We start from the raw sequence: 19,420 nt of genomic DNA, 5'->3' as shown, positions 1-19,420 counted from the left end.
CACCCCGAGGCCGCGAAGGTCGCAGGCCTAGCGCCCTCCCCATCGCCTCGAAGTGGGTAGATTATGAAGCGGCGTGAGAGGGGGAGGATAAGGGGATTTTTGGCGCTGTAATCGTTGAGGAAATGCGCTGGGAGCGGTGGGGAGATAAAATCCTTTTCCCTCCCCTTCATGGGGAGGGCTATCGCCTATGGATTTCCTGCGAAAAAAGCCTGTCATCCCGGACGAGCGCGCAGCGCGAAGATCCGGGACCGACGCGTGAACTCAGCGTTTCCGGCGGTCCCGGATCTTCGCTTCGCTCCGTCCGGGATGACAAGCTTTTGCATATGCGAGCGCCCTCCCCACAAGGAGGAAGGAAGAATCTCCGCCGCCTCGGACCGTGGCGCCGTGAAGCTTGTCGGTCTACCATCGGGCGAACGCCCGACGACCTCGCCCAAGGAGCCCGCCGTGATCTACGCCAAGGCCACAGCCTATCTGGTCGGCTGGCTCTCGCTGGTCGTCGTCCTGCTGCGCGTCGTCGTGGGCCCGCTCTGGGGCTCGGCCACCGACATCGGCCTGATCGCCGCGCCGATCGCCTTCGCGCTCGGGATCGTCGGCCTGGGCAAGCTGGCGTCCGTCCTGCTCAAGGACATCGCCAAGACTCAAAAATCGAACAACGGGGACACCGGGGAATGACCGACGAATTCCAATCCAAGGCCGCCAAGGCGCGGTCGAAGCTCAAGAACACCGGCCGCGCGATCGGCGTCGGCGCGGTCAGCGTGCTGGTCCTGCTGGTCGGTTCGTGCAGCCTCGCCTCGCACAGCACGACCGTCGAGCCGGGCAACGCCGGCGTGAAGATCAAGACGCTCGGATCGGGGGCCGGCGTCGTGCCCGAGCCCCTGCCCGCCCGCTGGTACTTCCGGGGCATCGGCGAGCGCATCGTCCAGTATCCGGTGATCCAGCGCACCTACAGCTACACCCGCGAGAAGGACGAGCGCGGCAACGAGAACGAGGAGATCACCTTCTCCGACAACACCGGCCTGCCGATGACGGCCGACGTATCGGTGACGCTGCAGGTCAATCCGGTGTCGGCCCCCAGCCTCTACCAGACCTATCGCCTGTCGTTCGATCAACTGCTGGACGGGCCGATTCGTAACGACGTGCGCTCGGCCGTCGCCGCCGAGGCCGAGAAGGTCGGGGTCGAGACACTGTACAGCGGCGGGCGGCAGACGGTGATGCAGAAGGCCTTCACCCGCGTCTCCAGCAAGTGGGCCAAGCACGGCGTCACGGTCTCGCAAATGGATTGGATCGGCTCGATCCGCTATCCGGACGCCATCATCCAGCAGATGCAGAACAAGACACAGCTGGAGCAGGAGGCGCTGGCCGCCAAGGCCCTGGAAGCCAAGGAGATCGCCCTGGCCAACGCCGCGATCGCCAAGGCGCGCGGCGAGGCCGAGTCGATCCGCATCAAGGGCGAGGCGATCCGGGCCAACCCGCAGATCCTGCAGCAGCTGGCCATCGAGAAGTGGGACGGCGTGATGCCCAAGGTCACCAGCGGCGGCACGCCCTTCGTCAAGATCGACTGATCAGGCGACCGGGCTGACGTCCGCGTCGCTTCGGACCGTCGGATCGTCCTGCCCTTCGGCACGGGATGGTCCGACGGGTCGCGGCGGCGACTCCATCCGCGCCCGCCACTTGGCCTTCAGCGTGTCCGAGGTGTCGCGCGACCCATCCGGGCTCCAGCCCGGCGGCCCGAACACATAGCCCAGGACCTCGCGCGGCGAGCGCGAGCCCGCCAGGTCCCTGGCGATGCCGATCCACTCGTGGAAGACGTTGGTCAGCAGGTTGAAGCTCCCCAGGTTCTTCACCGTCCCGTAGCGGCAGCGCTCCGCATCGGTCTCCGGGATGAAGGTGCCGAACATCCGGTCCCAGATGATCAGGATGCCGGCGTAGTTGGCGTCGAGATAGCGGGCGTTGCGGGCGTGGTGCACTCGGTGGTGCGAAGGGGTGTTGAACACCGCCTCGAACCAGCGCGGCATCTTCTTGATCGCCTCGGTGTGGATCCAGAACTGGTAGACGAGGCTGACGCCCTTCTGGATCGCCACCATGGCCGGCGGGAAGCCCAGGAACGACAGCGGCAGCCACAGCAGCCAGGTTCCGGCCACGCCGCCCGTCCAGGTCTGCCGCAGGGCGGTCGACAGGTTGTAGTGGGTCGAGGTGTGGTGGTTGACGTGGCTGGCCCACCAGAACCGCCGCTCGTGGCTGACGCGGTGGAACCAATAATAGGTCAGGTCCTCGGCGAAGAAGAGTACGGCCCAGGCCCAGACCGCGGTCATCGGGATCGTGAACAGCCGGTGCTGATAGACCCACAGGGCGGCGGCGAAGGTCAGGCCGGCGGTCAGCAGGCCGGCGATCGTGCTGCCCAGGCCCATGACCAGCGAGGTGGCGGTGTCCTTGGCCTCGTAATGGGCCTTGGCCTTGCCCAGACGGGCCAGCAGCACCTCGAGGATGACGGCGACGACGAAGAACGGGATCGCCATCTGGACGGGATCGAAGGTCTTCATGCGGCCAACTCGTTCGGCGCCAATTCGGGGGGCGGCCAGGCGGCGCCGTCGGACACGGAAAGGCGGGGCGAGGCGTCGGCCAGCCTAAGCTTCAGCCGGCCGCCCTCGACCGTGGCCGCCCGGGCCTGGGCCCAGGGGACGGCGCGGGCCACGTAGCCGTCGCCCTTGCGCCACAGCACCAGGGCCAGGTCGCCCGACCGGGCCACCGCCCCCGTCCCGTCGGCGGCGGTCCACAGGGCGTCGACGGGATCGTCGGGAAATTCGTCGGCCAGCAGGGTGCGGGCGGCCTGGCCGTCGAGCGGCGGCGTCGGGCGCGCGATCCTGGCCCAGGCCGCCAGGCCCACGAGCAGGGCCACGGCCGTGGCCGAGCCAACCAATTGAATGAGCAGCGCCTTGTCCAAAGCCGACGCCTTCCTCGCGTTTTTCCAAGAGTCGGGCGGCGAGGGTTGGGCGTCAAGGGCGACGTGGGGTCACCCTGCGCTCCCCGGGTCCACACCTTGGGTGTTTACGCCGGCCATTTTCGTGCCCAAGGTTGCATCACCGCCAGGGAGCGGGGGTATTTCAGGAGTTTTCGATGTCGTTGATGTTCCAACCGTTCAAGAAATTCGCCGACTTCCAGGGCCGCGCGCGCCGGTCGGAATACTGGCTGTTCTCGCTGTTCTGCTTCGGCGTCGGCGTGGTCATCGGCATCCTGCGCGTGGCGACCGGTGGCATGGAGAGCCTCGAAAGCGGACGCATGGATGCGCTGGGGATCGTCAACCTGCTGTTCTCTCTGGCCGTTCTGGTTCCCAGCCTGGCCGTCGGCTTCCGCCGGCTGCACGACACCGACCGCTCGGCCTGGTGGATCCTGATTGTCCTGATCCCGTTGATCGGCTGGATCACGCTGATCGTCTTCTACCTGCTGCCGGGTACGACGGGTCCCAACAGGTTCGGCGCCGATCCGAAGTCGCCATTGGGCGGCGGCGACACCGCGGAAGTCTTCAGCTGATCACGGCCTGATCGGCCCGCGGGCCATCGACACGACGACGCGCGCCTCCGTGGGGAGGCGCGCGTCTTTCGTTTCAGGCCAGGCCCCTAGAGCATTTTCGAGCGAAGTGGCTTCCGGTTCGCGTGAAGAAAATGCGCCAAACAAAAACCTAGAGCCCTGGCCTGATGCAATCAGGTCGGGAAACGCTCTAGAACTTCCGCGCGTAGCCCACCGACACCACGTTGGCGTCGGCCGCGTCGTTGTCACGGAACTGCTGGCGTGTGTAGTCGACGCGAACGCCGTTCTTGTCGTCGACCTTGTACTGGGCGCCGACGCCGTAATTGACGCTGTCGGCGTCGAACTTGCCTTCCACTCCGGCCAGCTTCTGCTTGAACTGGGTGTTGCCGTAGCCAACGCGGCCGATCAGGTCGATGTTGGGCGTGACCGGCAGGAAGCCCACGCCGTAGGCGGCGGCGGAATGGGTCTGCTCGATGCTGGACCGCACGCCGTTCGTGTCGATGTTGTCGTCCGTGACCCCGCCGCTCAGTTCGCCTTCGACGCCGAAGTGCGGGGTGAGCTTGGCGCCCAGGCGACCTTGCACGGCGCCGGTGTCGGCGCCGTCGGCACGGGAACCGGCATAGCCTAGCGTGCCATAGACCTCTTGAGCGTGGGACAGGGCGGGAACGGCGGCGACCGACAGGGCGGCCAGAGCCGCCGACATGAGAGTTTTCATTGTTTTACTCCTTGGTACGCGTGCACCCTCAGCCCCCTCTAGCTAGGCCAGGGATGCGGCCTCGATAGGACCGGGACGGACGGCTTTGCGGCCATTGCGTGTCGTCTCGGACATCCGCGAGGCGATTGTGGCGAGGCCAAATCGTTCCCTTCGAGGGGCAAAAAACCGGCGGCGTGACCCCAAAGCCGCGCCGCGAAGGTGACGGGGGCGTCAGGCGTGCTATTGATCCGGCCGGAACAAAATCAGAGACGCGCCCGCCACCTTTCAGTGGGAGGGGCGCGCCAGCGTCACCGGGACCGCCGCCTTGCATAAAGCCGTCATCGTCGCCACGGGGCTCTTCACCCCGCCGTTCAGCGTTTCGAACACCGAACTGGTCGAAGCCTTCAACACCTATGTCGAGCGCTTCAACGCCGCCAACGCCGAGGCCATCGCCGCCGGCGAGGTCACGGCCCTGGCCCCCTCCTCGCCCGAATTCATCGAGAAGGCCTCGGGCATCAAGGCCCGCTACGTGATGAACAAGACCGGGATCGTCGATCCGCAGGTCATGCGGCCGATCCTGCCCGAGCGCCCCAACGAGCAGATCTCGATCCTGGCCGAGATGGCGGTCGAGGCGGCCAGGCAGGCGATCGAACGCTGGGGCAAGCCGGTCAGCGAGATCGGCGCGGTGATCTGCGCCGCCTCGAACATGCAGCGCGCCTATCCGGCCATGGCCATCGAGGTGCAACAGGCCCTGGGCATCGAGGGCTTCGCCTTCGACATGAACGTCGCCTGCTCGTCGGCCACCTTCGGCATCAAGACCGCCGCCGACTTCATCGCCACCGGCAGCGCCAAGGCCGTGCTGATGGTCAATCCCGAGATCTGCTCGGGTCACCTGAACTTCACCGACCGCGACAGCCATTTCATCTTCGGCGACGTGGCCACCGCGGTGATCCTGGAAGAGGAAAGCCAGGCGACCGGCGGCTGGGAGGTCCTGGGCACCCGTCTGAAGACCGAGTTCTCCAACAACATCCGCAACAATTTCGGCTTCCTCAACCGCACCGCCCCCGAGGGGATCAGCGCGCGCGACAAGCTGTTCGTGCAGGAGGGCCGCAAGGTGTTCCGCGAGGTGGTGCCGATGGTCAGCCAGATGATCGCCGAGCACGCCGCCGACATCGGCGTCGATCCCACGGGCCTGAAGCGCCTGTGGCTGCATCAAGCCAACATCAACATGAACGAGATGATCGGTCGCAAGGTGCTGGGCCGCGACCCCCAGCCCGGCGAGAACGTCATCATCCTCGACACCTACGCCAACACCAGCTCGGCCGGCTCGATCATCGCGTTCCACAGCGCCAATGACGACTTCGCGGCGGGCGAGACGGGGCTGATCTGCAGCTTCGGGGCGGGCTATTCGGCGGGCACGGTGTTCGTCAGGAAGCGGTAGGCTTCCGTAGGCAGTTGAGATCGGCAAGCGCGGTGCGTCCTTCGAGGCCCTCCGTTGGAGGGCGCCTCAGGATGAGGAGCTATGTGCTGCTTTCCTCATCCTGAGGTGCGTAGCGTAGCGAAGCCTCGAAGGACGCACGGCGGCTTCACCGCACCGAGAAACCTGGGCTTCCGCAAGCCGACCTACTCGACGCGGACGACGTGGGCCGAGACGGCGCGCCAGGCGCCCGCGCGCTTGACGTACACGTCGGCGTAGTCGTTGACGCTCGAGAAGTCGCCCTCGGCGTTCTTGCCGTTCACCCGGCTGCGCGCCCTGACCACGGCGACCTCTCCGAAGACCATGACCTTCAGATCTTCCCAGGTGATGCTCGCGACGGTGCGCGACGGATCGGTGGCGGTCTTGAGCAGGTCCGCCTTCCCGAGGATACGTCCGCCCGGATAGATCGCCTCGAAATCGTCGGCGAGAATGCGGTCCAGCGCCGCGCCGTCGTGCGTCTTGTAGGCTGTCAGCCACTCGCTGTTGAGCTTCTCCAGCGTGGCGACGGTTTCGGGCGACGCGGCCCGCGACACCGAAGCCTGGGGAGAAGCGGTCTGGGCCAGCGCGGCCGAAGGCGTCAGGGCGGCGAGCGCCAGCAGGGCGAACAACGGGGCCAGGGTCTTCAAGGTTCATCTCCACGAGGGCGCGCCCGGAACACCTCGTGCGTTCCGGGCTGAACGGGGTGTCGCTTCGGGGTCCCGGATCAGGCCCCCGGCTTGGCAGGCGCCAGATGCGCCGCCTTCCAGTCCATGGCGTCGCGGATCCGGCGGCCCACCGACGGGTGGTCGTAGAACAGCACCTCCTCGACGACGCCCGGCGTGGCGGCGCGGTACTCGATGGTCTTGACCAGGGCCTTGGCCAGGCCGTCGGGTTCGTTCTCGTGCTCCAGGCTGTAGCGGTCGGCGTCGGTCTCGGCGATGCGGATCAGGCTGTTGGTCAGCGGCGTGCCCAGCAGCGCCAGCACCGCCAGGATCACGCTCAGCACGGGCAGGCCGGCCGGATCAGCCAGGCCCTTGACCTGCTCGGCCCCCAGCAGGCGGGAGACCAGGTTGAACAGGCGATCGACCAGGAAGAAGGCCAGCATCGCCAGCAGGCTCATCGCGCCGGCGATCCAGATGACGTGGTGGTGGGCGTAGTGGCCCATCTCATGGCCGACCACGCCACGCACCTCGGCGATGTCCGCCCCCTGCTTGAACATGGTGTCGCTCATCGCCACCCGCGCCGTGCCGAACAGGCCCGAGACGTTGGCGGTGTAGGCGTTGGACTGCTTGGAGCCGTTATAGACGAAGATCTTGTCGGCCGGGATGCCGTTGGCCTTGGCCATGGCGACCACGGTGTCGCGCACCGGACCGGCCGGGGCCGGCGTGTACTTGTTGAAGATCGGCTCGATATAGATCGGGGCGATGATCATCATCAGGGCGATGAAGCCCGCCGTCAGCGCGCCGCTCCACAGCCACCAGGTGCGCGGCGCCCTGCGGATCAGGGCGTAGAGCGCGACGAAGAACAGACCGAAGAGCACGGACATGATCGCCAGGTTGATGGCGCTTTCGCCCAGCCAGCCGGTGAAGGCCTGGCTGGTCAGGCCATACTGCTTCTGCCGCCACCAGCCGCTGTAGGCCGACCACGGCAGGCTCAGCACGCCGTCGACCAGCAGGTAGACGATCCCGACCACCAGGCTGACCAGCACCGGCCGGGGCCGCCGCTTCTCCAGCCCGCGCCGCAGGCCCACCAGCACGCCGCTGCGCACGATCAGCCACGAGACCACCACCGCCACCAGGAAACCCCACAGCAGCAGCCAGTGGCCGCCTTGGGTATAGGCCGTGGCCTTGGCGTGGGCCTCCGGCGGCAATTGCGCCAGATAGGCCGCCGTCGCGGCGGCGGGATCGAACGCTTGGGCCATGGACGACTTCCCCCGAACAGATGATTGCGCCGCAGATGGCCAGAGCCCGGCGGTCGCGTCAGGTTAATTCGCGGTCAGGTTGGGTCGCCCCAAGGCCGACGGCGACGCTTGCCACTGGCGGCGGCGCGCGGGCTGTATAGAAATACGTCACGAAATCCGCTTTCCGAGGCCCGCATGCGATTCCCCGCCCGTCGTGACTTCCTCCTGGGTCTTGGCCTGAGCGCCAGCGGCCTGGTCCTGGCCGGTTGCGGCGGCAAGCCCGGCGCCGACGGCGAGACCGGCCTGAAGCGCGTCGAGGCCAGCAAGACCTTGCGGATCGGCCTGGAGGGCACCTACCCGCCGTTCAACTTCCAGGACAAGGACGGCCAGCTGGCCGGGTTCGAAGTCGACTTCGCCAAGGCCCTGGCGGACCAGATGAAGCTCAAGCCGGACTTTCGGCCCTCGCCCTTCGCCGGCCTGCTGGGCGCGCTGGAATCCAAGCGAATCGACGTGGTGATCAACCAGATCACCATCACCCCAGAACGGGCCGCCAAGTACGACTTCTCCAAGCCCTACACGGTGTCGGGCATCCAGATCATCGTCCGCAAGGGCCGAACCGGTATCGCCACGCCGGCCGACCTGGCCGGCAAGAAGGTCGGCGTCGGCCTGGGCACCAACTACGAGAGCTGGCTGCGGGCCAACGTGCCGACCGCCATCGTCCGCACCTATGACGACGACCCGACCAAGTACCAGGACCTCAAGGCCGGCCGCATCGACGCCGTGCTCAACGACCGGCTGGTGGCCGCCGACTTCGTCAAGACCTCGCCCGACTACGTCGCTTCCGGCCCGCCGTTCGCCGCTCAGGGCATGGGCGTGGCCATGCTGCGCGATCCGGCTCTGAAGGTGGCCGTCGACCAGGCCATCGACGCCCTGCGCGCCGACGGCCGGCTGACGGCGATCTCGATGAAGTGGTTCGGCGCGGACGTGACGCGGTGAGTCACCGCAAAAACGTTTGTCATCCCGGACGAGCGCGCAGCGCGAAGATCCGGGACCGACGCGTGAACGCCAGCGCTTCCGGCGGTCCCGGATCTGCGCTTCGCTTGTCCGGGATGACAACCGTTGTGGGTTCGAGCTGACATGCCCGCCGCCCTCGACCTCATCGCCCAATCCGCCCCCCTGCTGCTGAAAGGCGCGGGCTATACCGTGCTGCTCAGCGTGATCGGCATGGGCCTGGGGCTGGTCATCGGCTTCGGCCTGGCCCTGATGCGGCTGTCGCGCAGCCCGCTGCTACGCTGGCCCGCCGCCGTCTACGTCTCGGCGATCCGGGGCACGCCGCTGCTGGTGCAGCTGTTCCTGATCTATTACGGCCTGCCGCAGCTGGGCGTCGAGCTGCCGCCGCTGCTGGCGGCCGGGATCGGCTTTTCCCTGAACATCGGAGCCTATGCCGGCGAAATCCTGCGCAGCGCCATCGCCGCCGTCGACAAGGGCCAGTGGGAGGCCGCCAGCGTGCTGGGCATGAGCCGCGGCCAGGCCCTGCGCCGGGTGATCCTGCCCCAGGCCGCCCGCACCGCCGTCGCCCCGCTGTCCAACAGCTTCATCAGCCTGGTCAAGGACACCTCCCTGGCCGCCACCATCCAGGTGCCCGAACTGTTCCGCCAGGCCCAGCTGATCACCGCCCGCACCTACGAGATCTTCGCCATGTACCTGGCGGCCGCCGCCCTCTACTGGATCCTCTCCAGCCTGCTGGCCCTGGGCCAGCACCGGCTTGAACGCCAGGCGGAGCAAGGCCGATGAGCCAGGGTATGGGGAGCGCGATCTCGGCCCAGGGCCTCGTCAAGCGCTTCGGCGACCAGGCCGTGCTGAACGGCGTCGACCTCACCGTCGACCCCGGCGAGGTGGTGGCCGTCATCGGTCCCAGCGGCTCGGGCAAGAGCACCCTGTTGCGCTGCCTGGCCGGGCTGGAGGTCGTCGACGGCGGGACCTTGACCGTGGCCGGCGTCACATCCTCGGCTGGGGCCGTCGGCAAGCCGCCCCTGGCCCGGGCCCTACAGGGCCGGGTCGGCTTCGTGTTCCAGAGCTTCAACCTCTTTCCGCACATGACCGCCCTGCGCAACGTCGCCGAGGGCCTGATCACCGTGCGGGGCCAGAATCCGGCCGCCGCGCTCGAAAAGGCCCGGGCCATGCTGACCAAGGTCGGCCTGGCCCACCGCATCGACGCCTATCCGCGCGAGCTGTCCGGCGGCCAGCAGCAGCGCTGCGCCATCGCCCGCGCCCTGGCCATGGACCCCGAGGTCATCCTGTTCGACGAACCGACCTCGGCCCTCGATCCGGAGCTGGTCGGCGAGGTGCTGACGGTGATCCGCGACCTGGCCGCCGAGCGGCGCACGATGGTCATCGTCACCCATCAAATGGACTTCGCACGCGACGTCGCGGGGCGTACGATCTTCATGGATGACGGCGTTATAATTGAGCAAGGCCCTTCCGGAGACCTGCTTGGTTCGCCTAAGGAAGAACGCACGCGGCGATTCCTCAGCAAGGTGAGCGGCCTAAGGTCATAATTTGGCCTCCGGCGCCCCCCACCACCTCGCCGCCGACGCCGTGTGCTGTGAGGCGAGGTCCTGTGAAACCCTATATCGATCTGCAAGGCGCATCGGGCGCCGTCTACCGTTACAAGCTCGCCGAGGATCGTGATCCTCGGACGACGATCGCTGGCAATTTCGTCTTCCTCGATGTGGGGGGGACCGTTGTCTATGCGGGCGAAGCCAACAACCTGCATGGGGCCGGCAATCGCTTCCCCGAGGCCGCGCAGAAACACAAGGCCGAGTACCTCTACACTCGGCTGAACGTCTCGGGCGCGTCGCGTTCGGACGAACTGCAGGACATCCTGACGGCGCTCAAACCGGTGATGAACCGGGGCGAGTAGCCGCCTTTCGCTTTCCGCGCATCGGCTACGTCCACATCCGACGCACGCTTCGCTATGGTGAAGCCCCATGCGCCCCGAGATTCTCTTTCCGCTGTTCACGCCGGTCTCCACGCTCAAGGGCGTGGGGCCGCGCGTTGCTCCGCTGGTCGAGCGGCTGGCCGGGCCGATCGTCCGCGACGTGCTGTTCACGCCGCCCACCGGCCTGATCCGGCGCACCGCTACCACCTCGGACCGCGCCGTCGATGGCCAGGTCCAGACCTTCATCGTCACCATCGACGCCCACCTGCCGCCGCAACGGCCGGGTCAGCCCTGGCGTATCCGCGCCTGGGACGAGCACGGCTTCGTCACCCTGACCTGGTTCAAGGGCCACGGCCCGCACCTGGAGCGCCAGCATCCGGTCGGGGCGCGCCGGGCGGCCAGCGGCAAGGTCGAGCGGTTCGGCAGCGAGATCCAGGTCGCCCACCCCGACTACCTGCTCGACGCCGACAAGGCCGGCGACATCCCGCTGATCGAGCCGGTCTACCCCGCCACGGCGGGCCTGCCGTCGCGCACCTTCCGTAAGTTCGCCCTGGAGGCCCTGGAACGGGCCGCCCCACTGACCGAATGGCAGGACCCGGCGTGGATGGCCCGCGAGGCCTTTCCGGCCTGGCGCGAGGCCCTGGCGCTGCTGCACAATCCCCAGGCCGAGATCGACCTGTCGCCGATGTCGGTCGCCCGCCGCCGCCTGGCCTATGACGAACTACTGGCCCACCAGTTGGCCCTGGCCCAGCGCAAGGCGACCAAGCGCGCCCACCCCGCGCCGCGCATCCAGGCCGGCGCCTTATCGGACGCCGCCGAGAAGGCCCTGCCCTTCCGCCTGACCGGCGCCCAGATCCGCGCCCTGTCCGAGGTGCGCGGCGACATGGCCAGCGGCGAGCGGATGGGCCGGCTGCTGCAGGGCGATGTCGGCTCGGGCAAGACGGTGGTGGCCATGCTGGCCATGGCCGACGCGGCGTCCAGCGGCCTGCAGTCGGTCATGATGGCCCCGACCGAGATCCTGGCCCGCCAGCATTACGAGACCCTGGCTCCGGCGCTGGAGGCCCAGGGCCTGGCCGTGATCCTGCTGACCGGCCGCGACAAGGGTAGTCCCCGCGCCACCAAGCTGGGGGCCCTGGCCGACGGCTCGGCCGCCGTGGCCGTGGGCACCCACGCCCTGTTCCAGGACGACGTGGCCTTCAAGGCCCTGGGCCTGACGATCATCGACGAGCAGCACCGCTTCGGCGTCAACGAGCGCAAGCGGCTCCAAGACAAGGGCGAAGGCGCGCATCTGCTGGCGATGTCGGCCACCCCGATCCCTCGCACCCTGGAGCTGACGGTGTTCGGTGACCTGGACGTCTCGCGCATCGACGAGAAGCCGCCGGGCCGCACGCCGGTCGCCACCCGCGCCGCGCCGACCCCGCGCATCCCCGAGATCATCGCCCGGCTGAAGGCCGCCGCCCAGGGCGGGGCCCAGGCGTTCTGGATCTGCCCGCTGGTCGCCGAGTCCGACAAGATCGACCTGCGCGACGCCGAACGTCGCGCCGCCTCCTTGCGCGAAGCCATCGGCCCCAGCGTCGGCCTGGTCCACGGCCAGATGCCGGCCTCGGAGAAGGACGCGGTCATGCAGGCCTTCGTCGACGGCGAGGTCAGCGTGCTGGTCGCCACCACCGTGGTCGAGGTCGGGGTCAACGTGCCCAACGCCAGCATCATGGTCATCGAGCACGCCGACCGCTTCGGCCTGGCCCAGCTTCACCAGCTGCGCGGCCGGGTGGGTCGCGGGGCGCGCGAGAGCTCCTGCGTGCTGCTCTACGACCCGCCGCTGTCGGAGACCGCCCAGCAGCGGCTGGACATCCTGCGCCGCAGCGACGACGGCTTCGAGATCGCCGAGAAGGACCTGGAGCTGCGCGGCGGCGGCGATCCGCTGGGCCTCAAGCAGAGCGGTTTCCCGGCCTACAGGCTGGCCGACCCCGTGGCCCACCGCGACCTGATCGCCGTGGCCGCCGACGACGCCCGGCTGATCCTGGCCCGCGACCCGGACCTGACCTCGCCGCGCGGCCAGGCGGTGCGGACCCTGCAGGAGCTGTTCGACTGGAAGTCGGCTTCGCCCTTGCATGACGCCGGGTGAGGCAAGGGAGGCTGGCGACCATGGATGTCCCGGCCGCCCTTTCCGCCCTGGCCCCGCGCCTGTCGCCCGGCGCGACGACGGCGACCGAGGCCCGCCGGCTGTCGGGCGGCGCCAGCCTGGAGACCTGGGCCTTCGACCTCGATGACGGGACACCGCTGATCCTGCGTCGCCGTCCGCCCTCGGCGCGGACCGGCGACAACGCCCTGCCCCTGGCCACCGAGGCCGCCCTGCTCGCCGCCGTCGCCGCCAGCGGCGCACCCGTGCCCCGGGTCATCCACCTCTGCGCGCCGGGCGACGGCCTGGGCGAGGCCTATGTCATGGGCCGCCTGGAGGGCGAGACCCTGGGCAAGCGCATCGTCCGCGACGAGGCCTTCGCCGGCGTCCGTCCCGGACTGGCCCGGCGCTGCGGCCAGGTGCTGGCGGCGATCCACGCCACGCCGCTGGACGGCCTGCCGCCGCTGGCCACCTCCGACGCGGCCAGCGAACTGGCGCGCTACGAGGCGGTCTATCGCGACCTGGGCGCCCGGCGACCGGTCTTCGAAGCCGCCTTCCGCTGGCTGGAGCGCCGCGCGCCGCCGCTGGAGCGGCCGGTGCTGGTCCACGGCGACTTTCGCAACGGCAACCTGATGATCTCGCCCGCCTCGGGACCCCACGGGGGCCTGGTCGGCGTGCTGGACTGGGAGCTGGCCCACCTGGGCGACCCGGCCGAGGACCTGGGCTGGATCTGCGTCAATTCCTGGCGATTCGGGCAATGGCGCCAGCCGGTCGGTGGCTTCGGCGGCTACCAGGACCTGCTGGACGGCCACGCGGCGGCCGGCGGCGCGCCGGTGACGCTGGAGCGGCTGCTGTTCTGGCAGGCCCTGGGGTCGTTGAAATGGGGCGTCATGTGCCTGATGATGTACGCCAGCTTCGCCTCGGGCGCCGACCGCTCGATCGAGCGGGCGATGATCGGCCGCCGGGCCAGCGAGGCCGAGATCGACCTGGTGCTGCTGATGGAGCGGTCGTGATGATCACGCATCCGACGGCCGGCGAACTGGCCGAGGCCCTGTCGGCGTTCGACGACGCGCCGGCCGGGGACGCCCGGACGGCGTTCCTGGCGCGGGTGGCCGACAACGCCCGCGCGACGCTGGAGCGGGAGGCGGCCCTGGGTCCAGCGGCCGAGGCGGAGGCCGTCGCGCGCCTGCGCGGGCTGTTGGGCCTGGAGGGCGACTTCGACGACCTCAACACTGAACTTTGCGCTCGTCTGTGCGACGGTCGCCTGTCGCCGCTCGATCCGGCGGTGCTGGCCCATCTGAAGGCCAGCGTGACCGACCAGATCGCCATCGACCAGCCGAGCTATTCGGGGTTGGCGGCGCTGGGGGCGTCGCCCGCCTAGCCCCAACGTTGTCATCCCGGAAGCCTCGCAGAGGCTATCCGGGACCCAGGGGCCGGCGCACCGCAGTTGCTCTGGGTCCCGGCCCTTCGCTTCGCTACGGCCGGGATGACAACGGAGATGTGGAACCTGCCGCCGCCCGCGCCCTCAGCGCCGCCACCCGGGCCTGGGCGTCGGCCTCGATGTCGGCCCAGAACAGGTTGAAGCCGTCCACCTTGCGACGGTCGGTCCAGGACCCGGAATCCCGCAGCGAGGTCGATTTCGGGCGGCCGGTGTGCAGCAGGCCGTTCTCGCACTGGGCCCAGACCTGGCGCTTGAGCAGGGCCGGTCGCGACCCCCACTCCAGGCCGGTGGCGTTGGCCGCGCCCAGGTTCATCCGGGCCGGGGCGCGGATCTCGTTCTGGGCGCCCAGCAGCGGATTGACGCAGAGCGGCGTGCGACCGTCCAGGGTGACCAGTTCGCCGCCGCCGTTCCAGACCAGGGAACGGTTGGCCAATTCCTGGGCCTCATGGAAGTCGCCGTCCATCATCGAGGCCCAGGCCGCCACGCAGCCGGCCTGGTCACGCCTCGCGCAGGCCGGCACGGGCGCCTCGGGGCCGTACTCATCGGCGGGAACCACGGTCTCGATCAGATAGACCCCGGCCAGGCGGCCGCGCAGGGCCGCGTCGCGCGCGATCTCCTCGCCCAGCAGTCGGGCCGCCAGTATGCCGCCCTGCTCGACCCCGACCAGGATGATCGGCCGGCCGTTGTTGTCGTGCTTGAGGTAGTAGCGGAAGGCCTGGCGAACGTCGTCATAGGCGAAGCGCCGGGCGTCGCGGGCGTCGTCGCGCAGGGTCAGGAAGGTGTAGAGGCTGGCCTGGCGGTAGTGCGGCGCGAAGATCCGTCCCACCCGCGCGAACGGCGCGGCGTAGTTGGGCAGCATCACGCGGGCCAGGTCGCGCGACGCCTTGGGCTGGTCGTAGGGCGCGTTCCAGTCGCGGCCACCGTCAAAGCTGGTGGGATGGACGAAGAACACGTCGGCCGGTCCCTTGAGCCCCGCGCCGGGCCGCAGCGCCCAGGCGGCCGGCTTGGCGTAGTCCGGGGCCGGCGGCGGCTCGTAGGTCTGGAACGGCACCTTGGGGTCCAGGGTGGTGCGCAGGATGTCGTAGCGCCAGTAGAACGCCGCCGACAGGACCATCGCCAGGAGCAGCACGGCCCCCGCGAAGATCCAGCGTTTGAAACCCTTGAAGCGCTCGCTCATGGGCGCTGCGTTACCACGAACTCCAGGGGTCGCGCGAGGGACTGACCGGCCTTACGCGCCTTCCTGGCCGATGATCGCCACCGAGCAGACATTGCTGGCCGGCGCGCCGCCCAGATTGTGGGTCATGCCGAACACCGGGTCGCGAAGCTGCCGCTCGCCGGCCCGACCCTGCAGCTGCAGGTACATCTCGTAGAGCATGCGCAGGCCCGACGCCCCGATCGGATGGCCGAAGCACTTCAGCCCGCCGTCGATCTGGCACGGCAGGCCGCCGTCGGCGTCGTAGAAGCCGTCCAGCACGTCGCGCCAACCCTGGCCTTCCGGCGAGATGAACAGGTCCTCCATGGTCACCAGCTCGGTGATCGAGAAGCAGTCATGCACCTCCATCATCGAGATCTGCTCGCGCGGCCGCTCGATGCCGGCCTCCCGATAAGCCTTGCCGGCCGCGATCCGGGCGGTGTGGAAGTGGCTGCCGTCCCAGCCGTTGTACTGGCTCTCGTAGCCGTTGGAGACCGACAGCTGCAGGGCCTTGACCATGGTCAGGTTCTTCTTGCCCATCGCCCAGGCGATCTCCGGCGTGGTGACGATCGCCGCCGCGGCCCCATCCGACACGCCGCAGCAGTCGAACAGGCCGAGCGGCTCGGCGATCATCGGGGCGTTCAGAACCTGCGCCTCGGTGACGGCCTTGCGCAGGTGGGCCTTGGGGTTCTTGACCCCGTTGGCGTGGCTTTTGACGGAAACGTGGGCGATGGCCCGCTTGAGGTCCTCGCGCGACACGCCGTGCTTGGCGCGGTAGGCGCTGGCCAGCTGGGCGAAGTTGCCGGGGGCCGAACCGTTGGGGATGATCTGCGGGGCCAGCGTGCCCGGCGCCCCGACCGGCAGGCCGCCATAGCCGGTGTCCTTCAGCTTCTCGACGCCCACGGCGATGGCGATGTCGGCCGCCCCGGCCGCCACGGCGTAGACCGCCCCCCGGAACGCCTCCGAGCCCGAGGCGCAGAAGTTCTCCACCCGGGTGACGGCGATGTTGGGCAGGCGCAGGGCGATCGACAGCGGCGTGCCGCCCTTGCCCGTGCCCAGTTCGTCGACGTGGGTCGAGAACCAGGCCGCGTCCAGCTGGCTGGGCTCGATCCCGGCGTCGGCCATGGCCTCGACATAGGCCTCGACCATCAGGTCGTCGGGCCCGGCGTCCCAGCGCTCGCCGAACTTGCTGCAACCCATCCCCAGGATGGCGACCTTGTCGCGGATGCCCTTGGCCATGGTCGTGCTCCCTATTCCGCCGCCAAGGCGGATTTGGCCGTCGCCGCCGCGCGGTCCGGCGCGGCCTTCCAGAAGTAGCGGACGAAGCCGCGCTTCTCGTCGACGTCCTTGACGCGGAACACCATCCTGACTGGCAGGCCGCTGTCGACCTCGCCGATCTCGACGTCGGTGATGTCCATCATGATCCGCCCGCCGCCCTCGAAGACGATCATGCCGTAGTGGTTGGGCGGGCTCATCGAGAAGGTCAGGTAGTCGGCCGAGTAGCTGAGGACCGAGGCGCGACGCTCGGCGAAGCGGTACGGCTCCTGGGTGTCGACGCCTGGATTGTTGGGAGCCACCGAGATGCGGGTCCGCGGGAACTGCACGACGCCGGTCTCGCGGCAGCGGCCGCCGACCAGGCCCAGGATCATGTCCTGGTTGCGGTAGAGGGTGGTCAGGGCCGTCTTGTTGTCCTTCTCGGCCCGCATGCCCTTTTCCCATTCGATCAGGCCATTGAAGGTCAGAAATTTCAGATAGTTGTCCTCGACTCTTCGATCGGACAGCGCACCCGTGACGCCGCGTGCCGGGCGGCGGCTTGCGATGTCGTCGCCCGCCCGGAACACCAGGGCCTCGGCGCCCTGGCCGAACTGGGCGACCAGGATCACCTCGCCGGGCCTGGCCTGCTCAAGGATGTGGGCCAGCATCAGCGGACCGTGGGCGCAGCCGGCCTCGCCCAAGGTCAGGGCCAGGTTGTCGCGCACCGCCTCAGGCGCGATCCCCACCGTCTTGGCCAGGCTGGCGGCCATGCCGGCGAAGGTCGATGGAAAGCAGAAATGCGTGACGTCAGAAGATGTTAGGCCGGCAACTTCAAGCGCCTGGCGAATGGCCGGCGGGACCAGCTTGACGATGCCCTCGTCGCGGATCCAGCGCTCTTCCCATGCGTAGTCGAACTCGCTATCCGCGCCCCGGAAGTGGTCGACGAAGTCGTCGGTGATGCTGCCCCGGCCCAGGAACTGCGCCGCGCCGGCTTCGGCCGTGACCACGAAGGCCGCCGCGCCGTCGCCGTTGTCCAGCTCCTGGCTGGACGCCGCTCGAGCCCGGCGGTGCTCGCCGGTCGCCACCAGGGCCCGTTTAGCCGCCCCGCCTTGCACCGCCGCCAGGGCCTGGCCCAGGGCTGTCAGGCCGCAGCGCTGCGAGCCCGTGACATCGGCCGACGCGACGGCCTTCTCCAGGGTCAAGGCGGCGGCGACGATCCCGGCGTTCAGGCGGTCGGTGAACGGCGCCGTGGTCGAGGCGAAGTAGAGGGCGTCGACGGCGGTGCGGTCGTCGCCGGGACCCAGGGCGTCGCGGGCGGCCTCGACCGCCATGGTCAGGGCGTCCTCGTCCCAATTGGCCATGGCGCGCTCGCCCTTGACCTTGGCGCGCAGGTTCGGCGCCACCCAGGCGTTGGCCTTCGTCACCGCCTCGCGGCTGAGGCGAAGGCGCGGCGCATAGGCGCCCCAGGCGGCGATGCCGACCATGTTCCACTCCCGATCTGCGCCTGTCCCGGCGAGTTATCGGCGGTCAGCTTACGCCCGCGGAAGGGGTCGGCAAGTGTGACGTGGCGTCAGTCGTGCGTCCTTCGAGGCTCGGCTTCGCCTCGCACCTCAGGATGAGGAAGACTGTACTGAATTCCTCATCCTGAGGCGCCCGCGCAGCGGGCCTCGAAGGACGCAGGGCAGTCACCGGTACGGATCGTCCGTATTCAAAAACCCCGCCACATAGTCCTCGACGCCGTCTTCCAGCGCGGTCATCGGCGCGTTGTAGCCGGCGGCCCGCAGGCGATCCATCCTGGCCTCGGTGAAGTACTGGTACTTGCCGCGCAGCACCTCGGGCATGTCGAAATAGTCGATGTCGGGCTCGCGGCCGACGGCGCGGAAGGTGGCCTCGGCCAGGGCCTGGAACGAGCGGGCCTTGCCCGAGCCCAGGTTGTAGACGCCGTTGACGTGCGGGCTCTTGGCCAGCCAGGCCACCACGTCGGCCACGTCGCGCACATAGACGAAATCGCGCAGCTGGCCGCCGTCCTCGTAGTCGGGGTTGTGAGACTTGAACAGCCGCACGCCCTCGCCGGCCGCCACCTTGGGCCAGATCTGGCAGACCACCGACTTCATGTCGCCCTTGTGGGCTTCGTTGGGACCATAGACGTTGAAGAACTTCAGCCCCACCCACTGGGCCGGATGATTGCCGCGCTCGGCCTCGCGCGCGGCGTAGAGGTCGAACAGCGCCTTGGACCAGCCGTAGGCGTTCAGCGGCCGCAGGGCCTTGAGGCTGTCGATGTCGTCCAGCCCCTCGAAGCCCTGGTCGCCGTCGCCATAGGTGGCCGCCGACGAGGCGTAGACCAGCCGCCGCTGATGGGCCGCGCACCACCGCCACAGGTCGCGCGACAGGGTGAAGTTGGCGTGGATGATCTTGTCGGCGTCGGGCTCGGTGGTCGACGACACCGCGCCCATGTGGATCACCAGCTCGACGTCCTCGCCGCGCACGGCCAGCCAGTCGAACAAGGCCTCGGGGGCCACGAAGTCGGCGATCGGCGACTTGGAGAGGTTGCGCCACTTGTTGTCGGCCGCCGCGCCCAGCCAGTCGCAGACCACCAGGTCGAACGCGGGGTCCTCGCACAGCTTGGCGACGATGTTGGAGCCGATGAAACCGGCGCCGCCGGTGACGAGGATGACGCGTCTGGACATGGGAGGCTTATGCCACAGGCGGTCCGGGGGGCAAATCTCGCGTCCCCGTCTTCATCGACGCCTTGATCATCGAGCCTCGAACAGCTTCACCGCAACCAAGCGCCACCGCCGCGCGTATCTATCCTGAACCGGTGGTGGCGCGTCCGCGGCCTCGCGGGAGACTGGAGCTCTCGCGCGGCCGGATGGACCTCCCCATTTACACATCGGTTTG

Annotated in this window: 20 protein-coding genes; 11 read left to right on the top strand and 9 right to left on the bottom strand. The window is 68.9% G+C overall.

Annotated features, from left to right (window positions below):
- Nucleotides 1-444 precede the first annotated feature (444 nt).
- Together ASD79_RS23730 and ASD79_RS05105 are read left to right on the top strand one after the other, a co-directional pair.
- Complete coding sequence (locus tag ASD79_RS23730) at nt 445-672, top strand: hypothetical protein (RefSeq protein WP_056719973.1); 228 nt, start codon at nt 445-447, stop codon at nt 670-672.
- A complete protein-coding gene (locus ASD79_RS05105; protein WP_056719972.1) occupies nt 669-1,562 on the top strand; it encodes an SPFH domain-containing protein in 894 nt (297 codons plus the stop codon). The genes ASD79_RS23730 and ASD79_RS05105 overlap by 4 nt, the downstream gene beginning before the upstream one ends.
- Here the strand turns inward: ASD79_RS05105 and ASD79_RS05100 are convergent, their stop codons facing one another.
- Nucleotides 1,563-2,540 carry a sterol desaturase family protein gene (locus ASD79_RS05100; protein WP_082584814.1) on the bottom strand — a complete coding sequence of 326 codons (978 nt, stop codon included), beginning with the start codon at nt 2,538-2,540 and terminating at the stop codon, nt 1,563-1,565.
- Nucleotides 2,537-2,941: a hypothetical protein gene (locus ASD79_RS05095; protein ID WP_056719971.1), complete on the bottom strand. Its 405-nt coding sequence runs from the start codon at nt 2,939-2,941 to the stop codon at nt 2,537-2,539. Before ASD79_RS05095 ends, ASD79_RS05100 begins: the two co-directional genes overlap by 4 nt.
- Before the next feature lie 173 nt (nt 2,942-3,114).
- Here ASD79_RS05095 and ASD79_RS05090 point away from each other — a divergent pair, with 173 nt between their 5' ends.
- Entirely contained in the window at nt 3,115-3,528 is a 414-nt protein-coding gene (locus tag ASD79_RS05090; RefSeq protein WP_056719970.1) for a DUF805 domain-containing protein, read from the top strand.
- A 187-nt stretch (nt 3,529-3,715) separates the two neighbouring features.
- On the opposite strand, the gene ASD79_RS05085 is transcribed toward ASD79_RS05090, so the two are convergent.
- Nucleotides 3,716-4,240, bottom strand: coding sequence for a porin family protein (locus tag ASD79_RS05085; RefSeq protein WP_056719969.1), 525 nt, complete (start codon nt 4,238-4,240; stop codon nt 3,716-3,718).
- Between the two features lie 304 nt (nt 4,241-4,544).
- Here ASD79_RS05085 and ASD79_RS05080 point away from each other — a divergent pair, with 304 nt between their 5' ends.
- Nucleotides 4,545-5,660 carry a beta-ketoacyl-ACP synthase III gene (locus ASD79_RS05080; RefSeq protein WP_056719968.1) on the top strand — a complete coding sequence of 372 codons (1,116 nt, stop codon included), beginning with the start codon at nt 4,545-4,547 and terminating at the stop codon, nt 5,658-5,660.
- Between the two features lie 182 nt (nt 5,661-5,842).
- Here the strand turns inward: ASD79_RS05080 and ASD79_RS05075 are convergent, their stop codons facing one another.
- Complete coding sequence (locus tag ASD79_RS05075; protein WP_056719967.1) at nt 5,843-6,322, bottom strand: nuclear transport factor 2 family protein; 480 nt, start codon at nt 6,320-6,322, stop codon at nt 5,843-5,845.
- A gap of 77 nt (nt 6,323-6,399) precedes the next feature.
- Nucleotides 6,400-7,596, bottom strand: a complete 1,197-nt coding sequence (locus ASD79_RS05070) for a M48 family metallopeptidase (protein WP_056719966.1) — start codon at nt 7,594-7,596, stop codon at nt 6,400-6,402.
- Between the two features lie 174 nt (nt 7,597-7,770).
- Between ASD79_RS05070 and tcyJ the strand changes: the two genes are divergently transcribed.
- The 7 genes from tcyJ to ASD79_RS05035 all read left to right on the top strand — a co-directional run bounded on the left by tcyJ (nt 7,771) and on the right by ASD79_RS05035 (nt 14,016).
- Nucleotides 7,771-8,571 (top strand): cystine ABC transporter substrate-binding protein, encoded by an 801-nt coding sequence (gene tcyJ / locus ASD79_RS05065; protein ID WP_056719965.1) that lies wholly within the window; start codon nt 7,771-7,773, stop codon nt 8,569-8,571.
- A 141-nt stretch (nt 8,572-8,712) separates the two neighbouring features.
- Nucleotides 8,713-9,369 carry a cystine ABC transporter permease gene (tcyL, locus tag ASD79_RS05060; RefSeq protein WP_056719964.1) on the top strand — a complete coding sequence of 219 codons (657 nt, stop codon included), beginning with the start codon at nt 8,713-8,715 and terminating at the stop codon, nt 9,367-9,369.
- 8 nt (nt 9,370-9,377) lie between these two features.
- A complete protein-coding gene (locus tag ASD79_RS05055; protein ID WP_056719963.1) occupies nt 9,378-10,133 on the top strand; it encodes an amino acid ABC transporter ATP-binding protein in 756 nt (251 codons plus the stop codon).
- A 62-nt stretch (nt 10,134-10,195) separates the two neighbouring features.
- A complete protein-coding gene (locus ASD79_RS05050) occupies nt 10,196-10,498 on the top strand; it encodes a hypothetical protein (protein WP_007674316.1) in 303 nt (100 codons plus the stop codon).
- A 67-nt stretch (nt 10,499-10,565) separates the two neighbouring features.
- Nucleotides 10,566-12,641 (top strand): ATP-dependent DNA helicase RecG, encoded by a 2,076-nt coding sequence (gene recG / locus ASD79_RS05045; protein WP_056719962.1) that lies wholly within the window; start codon nt 10,566-10,568, stop codon nt 12,639-12,641.
- A 20-nt stretch (nt 12,642-12,661) separates the two neighbouring features.
- Entirely contained in the window at nt 12,662-13,648 is a 987-nt protein-coding gene (locus ASD79_RS05040) for a phosphotransferase family protein (RefSeq protein WP_056719961.1), read from the top strand.
- Nucleotides 13,648-14,016 carry a DUF6285 domain-containing protein gene (locus ASD79_RS05035; protein ID WP_056719960.1) on the top strand — a complete coding sequence of 123 codons (369 nt, stop codon included), beginning with the start codon at nt 13,648-13,650 and terminating at the stop codon, nt 14,014-14,016. The genes ASD79_RS05040 and ASD79_RS05035 overlap by 1 nt, the downstream gene beginning before the upstream one ends.
- Before the next feature lie 94 nt (nt 14,017-14,110).
- On the opposite strand, the gene ASD79_RS05030 is transcribed toward ASD79_RS05035, so the two are convergent.
- The 4 genes from ASD79_RS05030 to rfaD form a co-directional block, all read right to left on the bottom strand.
- Nucleotides 14,111-15,253, bottom strand: a complete 1,143-nt coding sequence (locus ASD79_RS05030) for a DUF3089 domain-containing protein (protein ID WP_056719959.1) — start codon at nt 15,251-15,253, stop codon at nt 14,111-14,113.
- A gap of 51 nt (nt 15,254-15,304) precedes the next feature.
- Complete coding sequence (locus tag ASD79_RS05025) at nt 15,305-16,507, bottom strand: acetyl-CoA acetyltransferase (RefSeq protein WP_056719958.1); 1,203 nt, start codon at nt 16,505-16,507, stop codon at nt 15,305-15,307.
- A gap of 11 nt (nt 16,508-16,518) precedes the next feature.
- The gene (locus ASD79_RS05020) at nt 16,519-18,006 is read right to left on the bottom strand and encodes a hydroxymethylglutaryl-CoA synthase family protein (RefSeq protein ID WP_056719957.1); all 1,488 of its coding nucleotides are present in this window, start codon (nt 18,004-18,006) and stop codon (nt 16,519-16,521) included.
- Nucleotides 18,007-18,207: 201 nt separating this feature from the next.
- The gene (gene rfaD, locus ASD79_RS05015; RefSeq protein ID WP_056719956.1) at nt 18,208-19,209 is read right to left on the bottom strand and encodes an ADP-glyceromanno-heptose 6-epimerase; all 1,002 of its coding nucleotides are present in this window, start codon (nt 19,207-19,209) and stop codon (nt 18,208-18,210) included.
- Nucleotides 19,210-19,420 lie beyond the last annotated feature (211 nt).

The organism is Caulobacter sp. Root655 (assembly GCF_001427665.1).
In the GTDB taxonomy this organism is placed as follows: Bacteria; Pseudomonadota; Alphaproteobacteria; order Caulobacterales; family Caulobacteraceae; genus Caulobacter.
Note: the sequence above shows the minus strand (reverse complement) of the source record. Positions and strands in the feature narration are given on the sequence as shown.

What these genes read in the sequence shown, in the direction of transcription:
- ASD79_RS05105 (WP_056719972.1), top strand. Translation starts at nt 669, where the DNA reads ATGACCGACGAATTCCAATCCAAGGCCGCCAAGGCGCGGTCGAAGCTC.
- ASD79_RS05100 (WP_082584814.1), bottom strand. Translation starts at nt 2,540, where the DNA reads ATGAAGACCTTCGATCCCGTCCAGATGGCGATCCCGTTCTTCGTCGTC.
- ASD79_RS05090 (WP_056719970.1), top strand. Translation starts at nt 3,115, where the DNA reads ATGTCGTTGATGTTCCAACCGTTCAAGAAATTCGCCGACTTCCAGGGC.
- ASD79_RS05085 (WP_056719969.1), bottom strand. Translation starts at nt 4,240, where the DNA reads ATGAAAACTCTCATGTCGGCGGCTCTGGCCGCCCTGTCGGTCGCCGCC.
- ASD79_RS05070 (WP_056719966.1), bottom strand. Translation starts at nt 7,596, where the DNA reads ATGGCCCAAGCGTTCGATCCCGCCGCCGCGACGGCGGCCTATCTGGCG.
- tcyJ (WP_056719965.1), top strand. Translation starts at nt 7,771, where the DNA reads ATGCGATTCCCCGCCCGTCGTGACTTCCTCCTGGGTCTTGGCCTGAGC.
- tcyL (WP_056719964.1), top strand. Translation starts at nt 8,713, where the DNA reads ATGCCCGCCGCCCTCGACCTCATCGCCCAATCCGCCCCCCTGCTGCTG.
- ASD79_RS05055 (WP_056719963.1), top strand. Translation starts at nt 9,378, where the DNA reads ATGGGGAGCGCGATCTCGGCCCAGGGCCTCGTCAAGCGCTTCGGCGAC.
- recG (WP_056719962.1), top strand. Translation starts at nt 10,566, where the DNA reads ATGCGCCCCGAGATTCTCTTTCCGCTGTTCACGCCGGTCTCCACGCTC.
- ASD79_RS05040 (WP_056719961.1), top strand. Translation starts at nt 12,662, where the DNA reads ATGGATGTCCCGGCCGCCCTTTCCGCCCTGGCCCCGCGCCTGTCGCCC.
- ASD79_RS05035 (WP_056719960.1), top strand. Translation starts at nt 13,648, where the DNA reads ATGATCACGCATCCGACGGCCGGCGAACTGGCCGAGGCCCTGTCGGCG.
- ASD79_RS05030 (WP_056719959.1), bottom strand. Translation starts at nt 15,253, where the DNA reads ATGAGCGAGCGCTTCAAGGGTTTCAAACGCTGGATCTTCGCGGGGGCC.
- ASD79_RS05025 (WP_056719958.1), bottom strand. Translation starts at nt 16,507, where the DNA reads ATGGCCAAGGGCATCCGCGACAAGGTCGCCATCCTGGGGATGGGTTGC.
- ASD79_RS05020 (WP_056719957.1), bottom strand. Translation starts at nt 18,006, where the DNA reads ATGGTCGGCATCGCCGCCTGGGGCGCCTATGCGCCGCGCCTTCGCCTC.
- rfaD (WP_056719956.1), bottom strand. Translation starts at nt 19,209, where the DNA reads ATGTCCAGACGCGTCATCCTCGTCACCGGCGGCGCCGGTTTCATCGGC.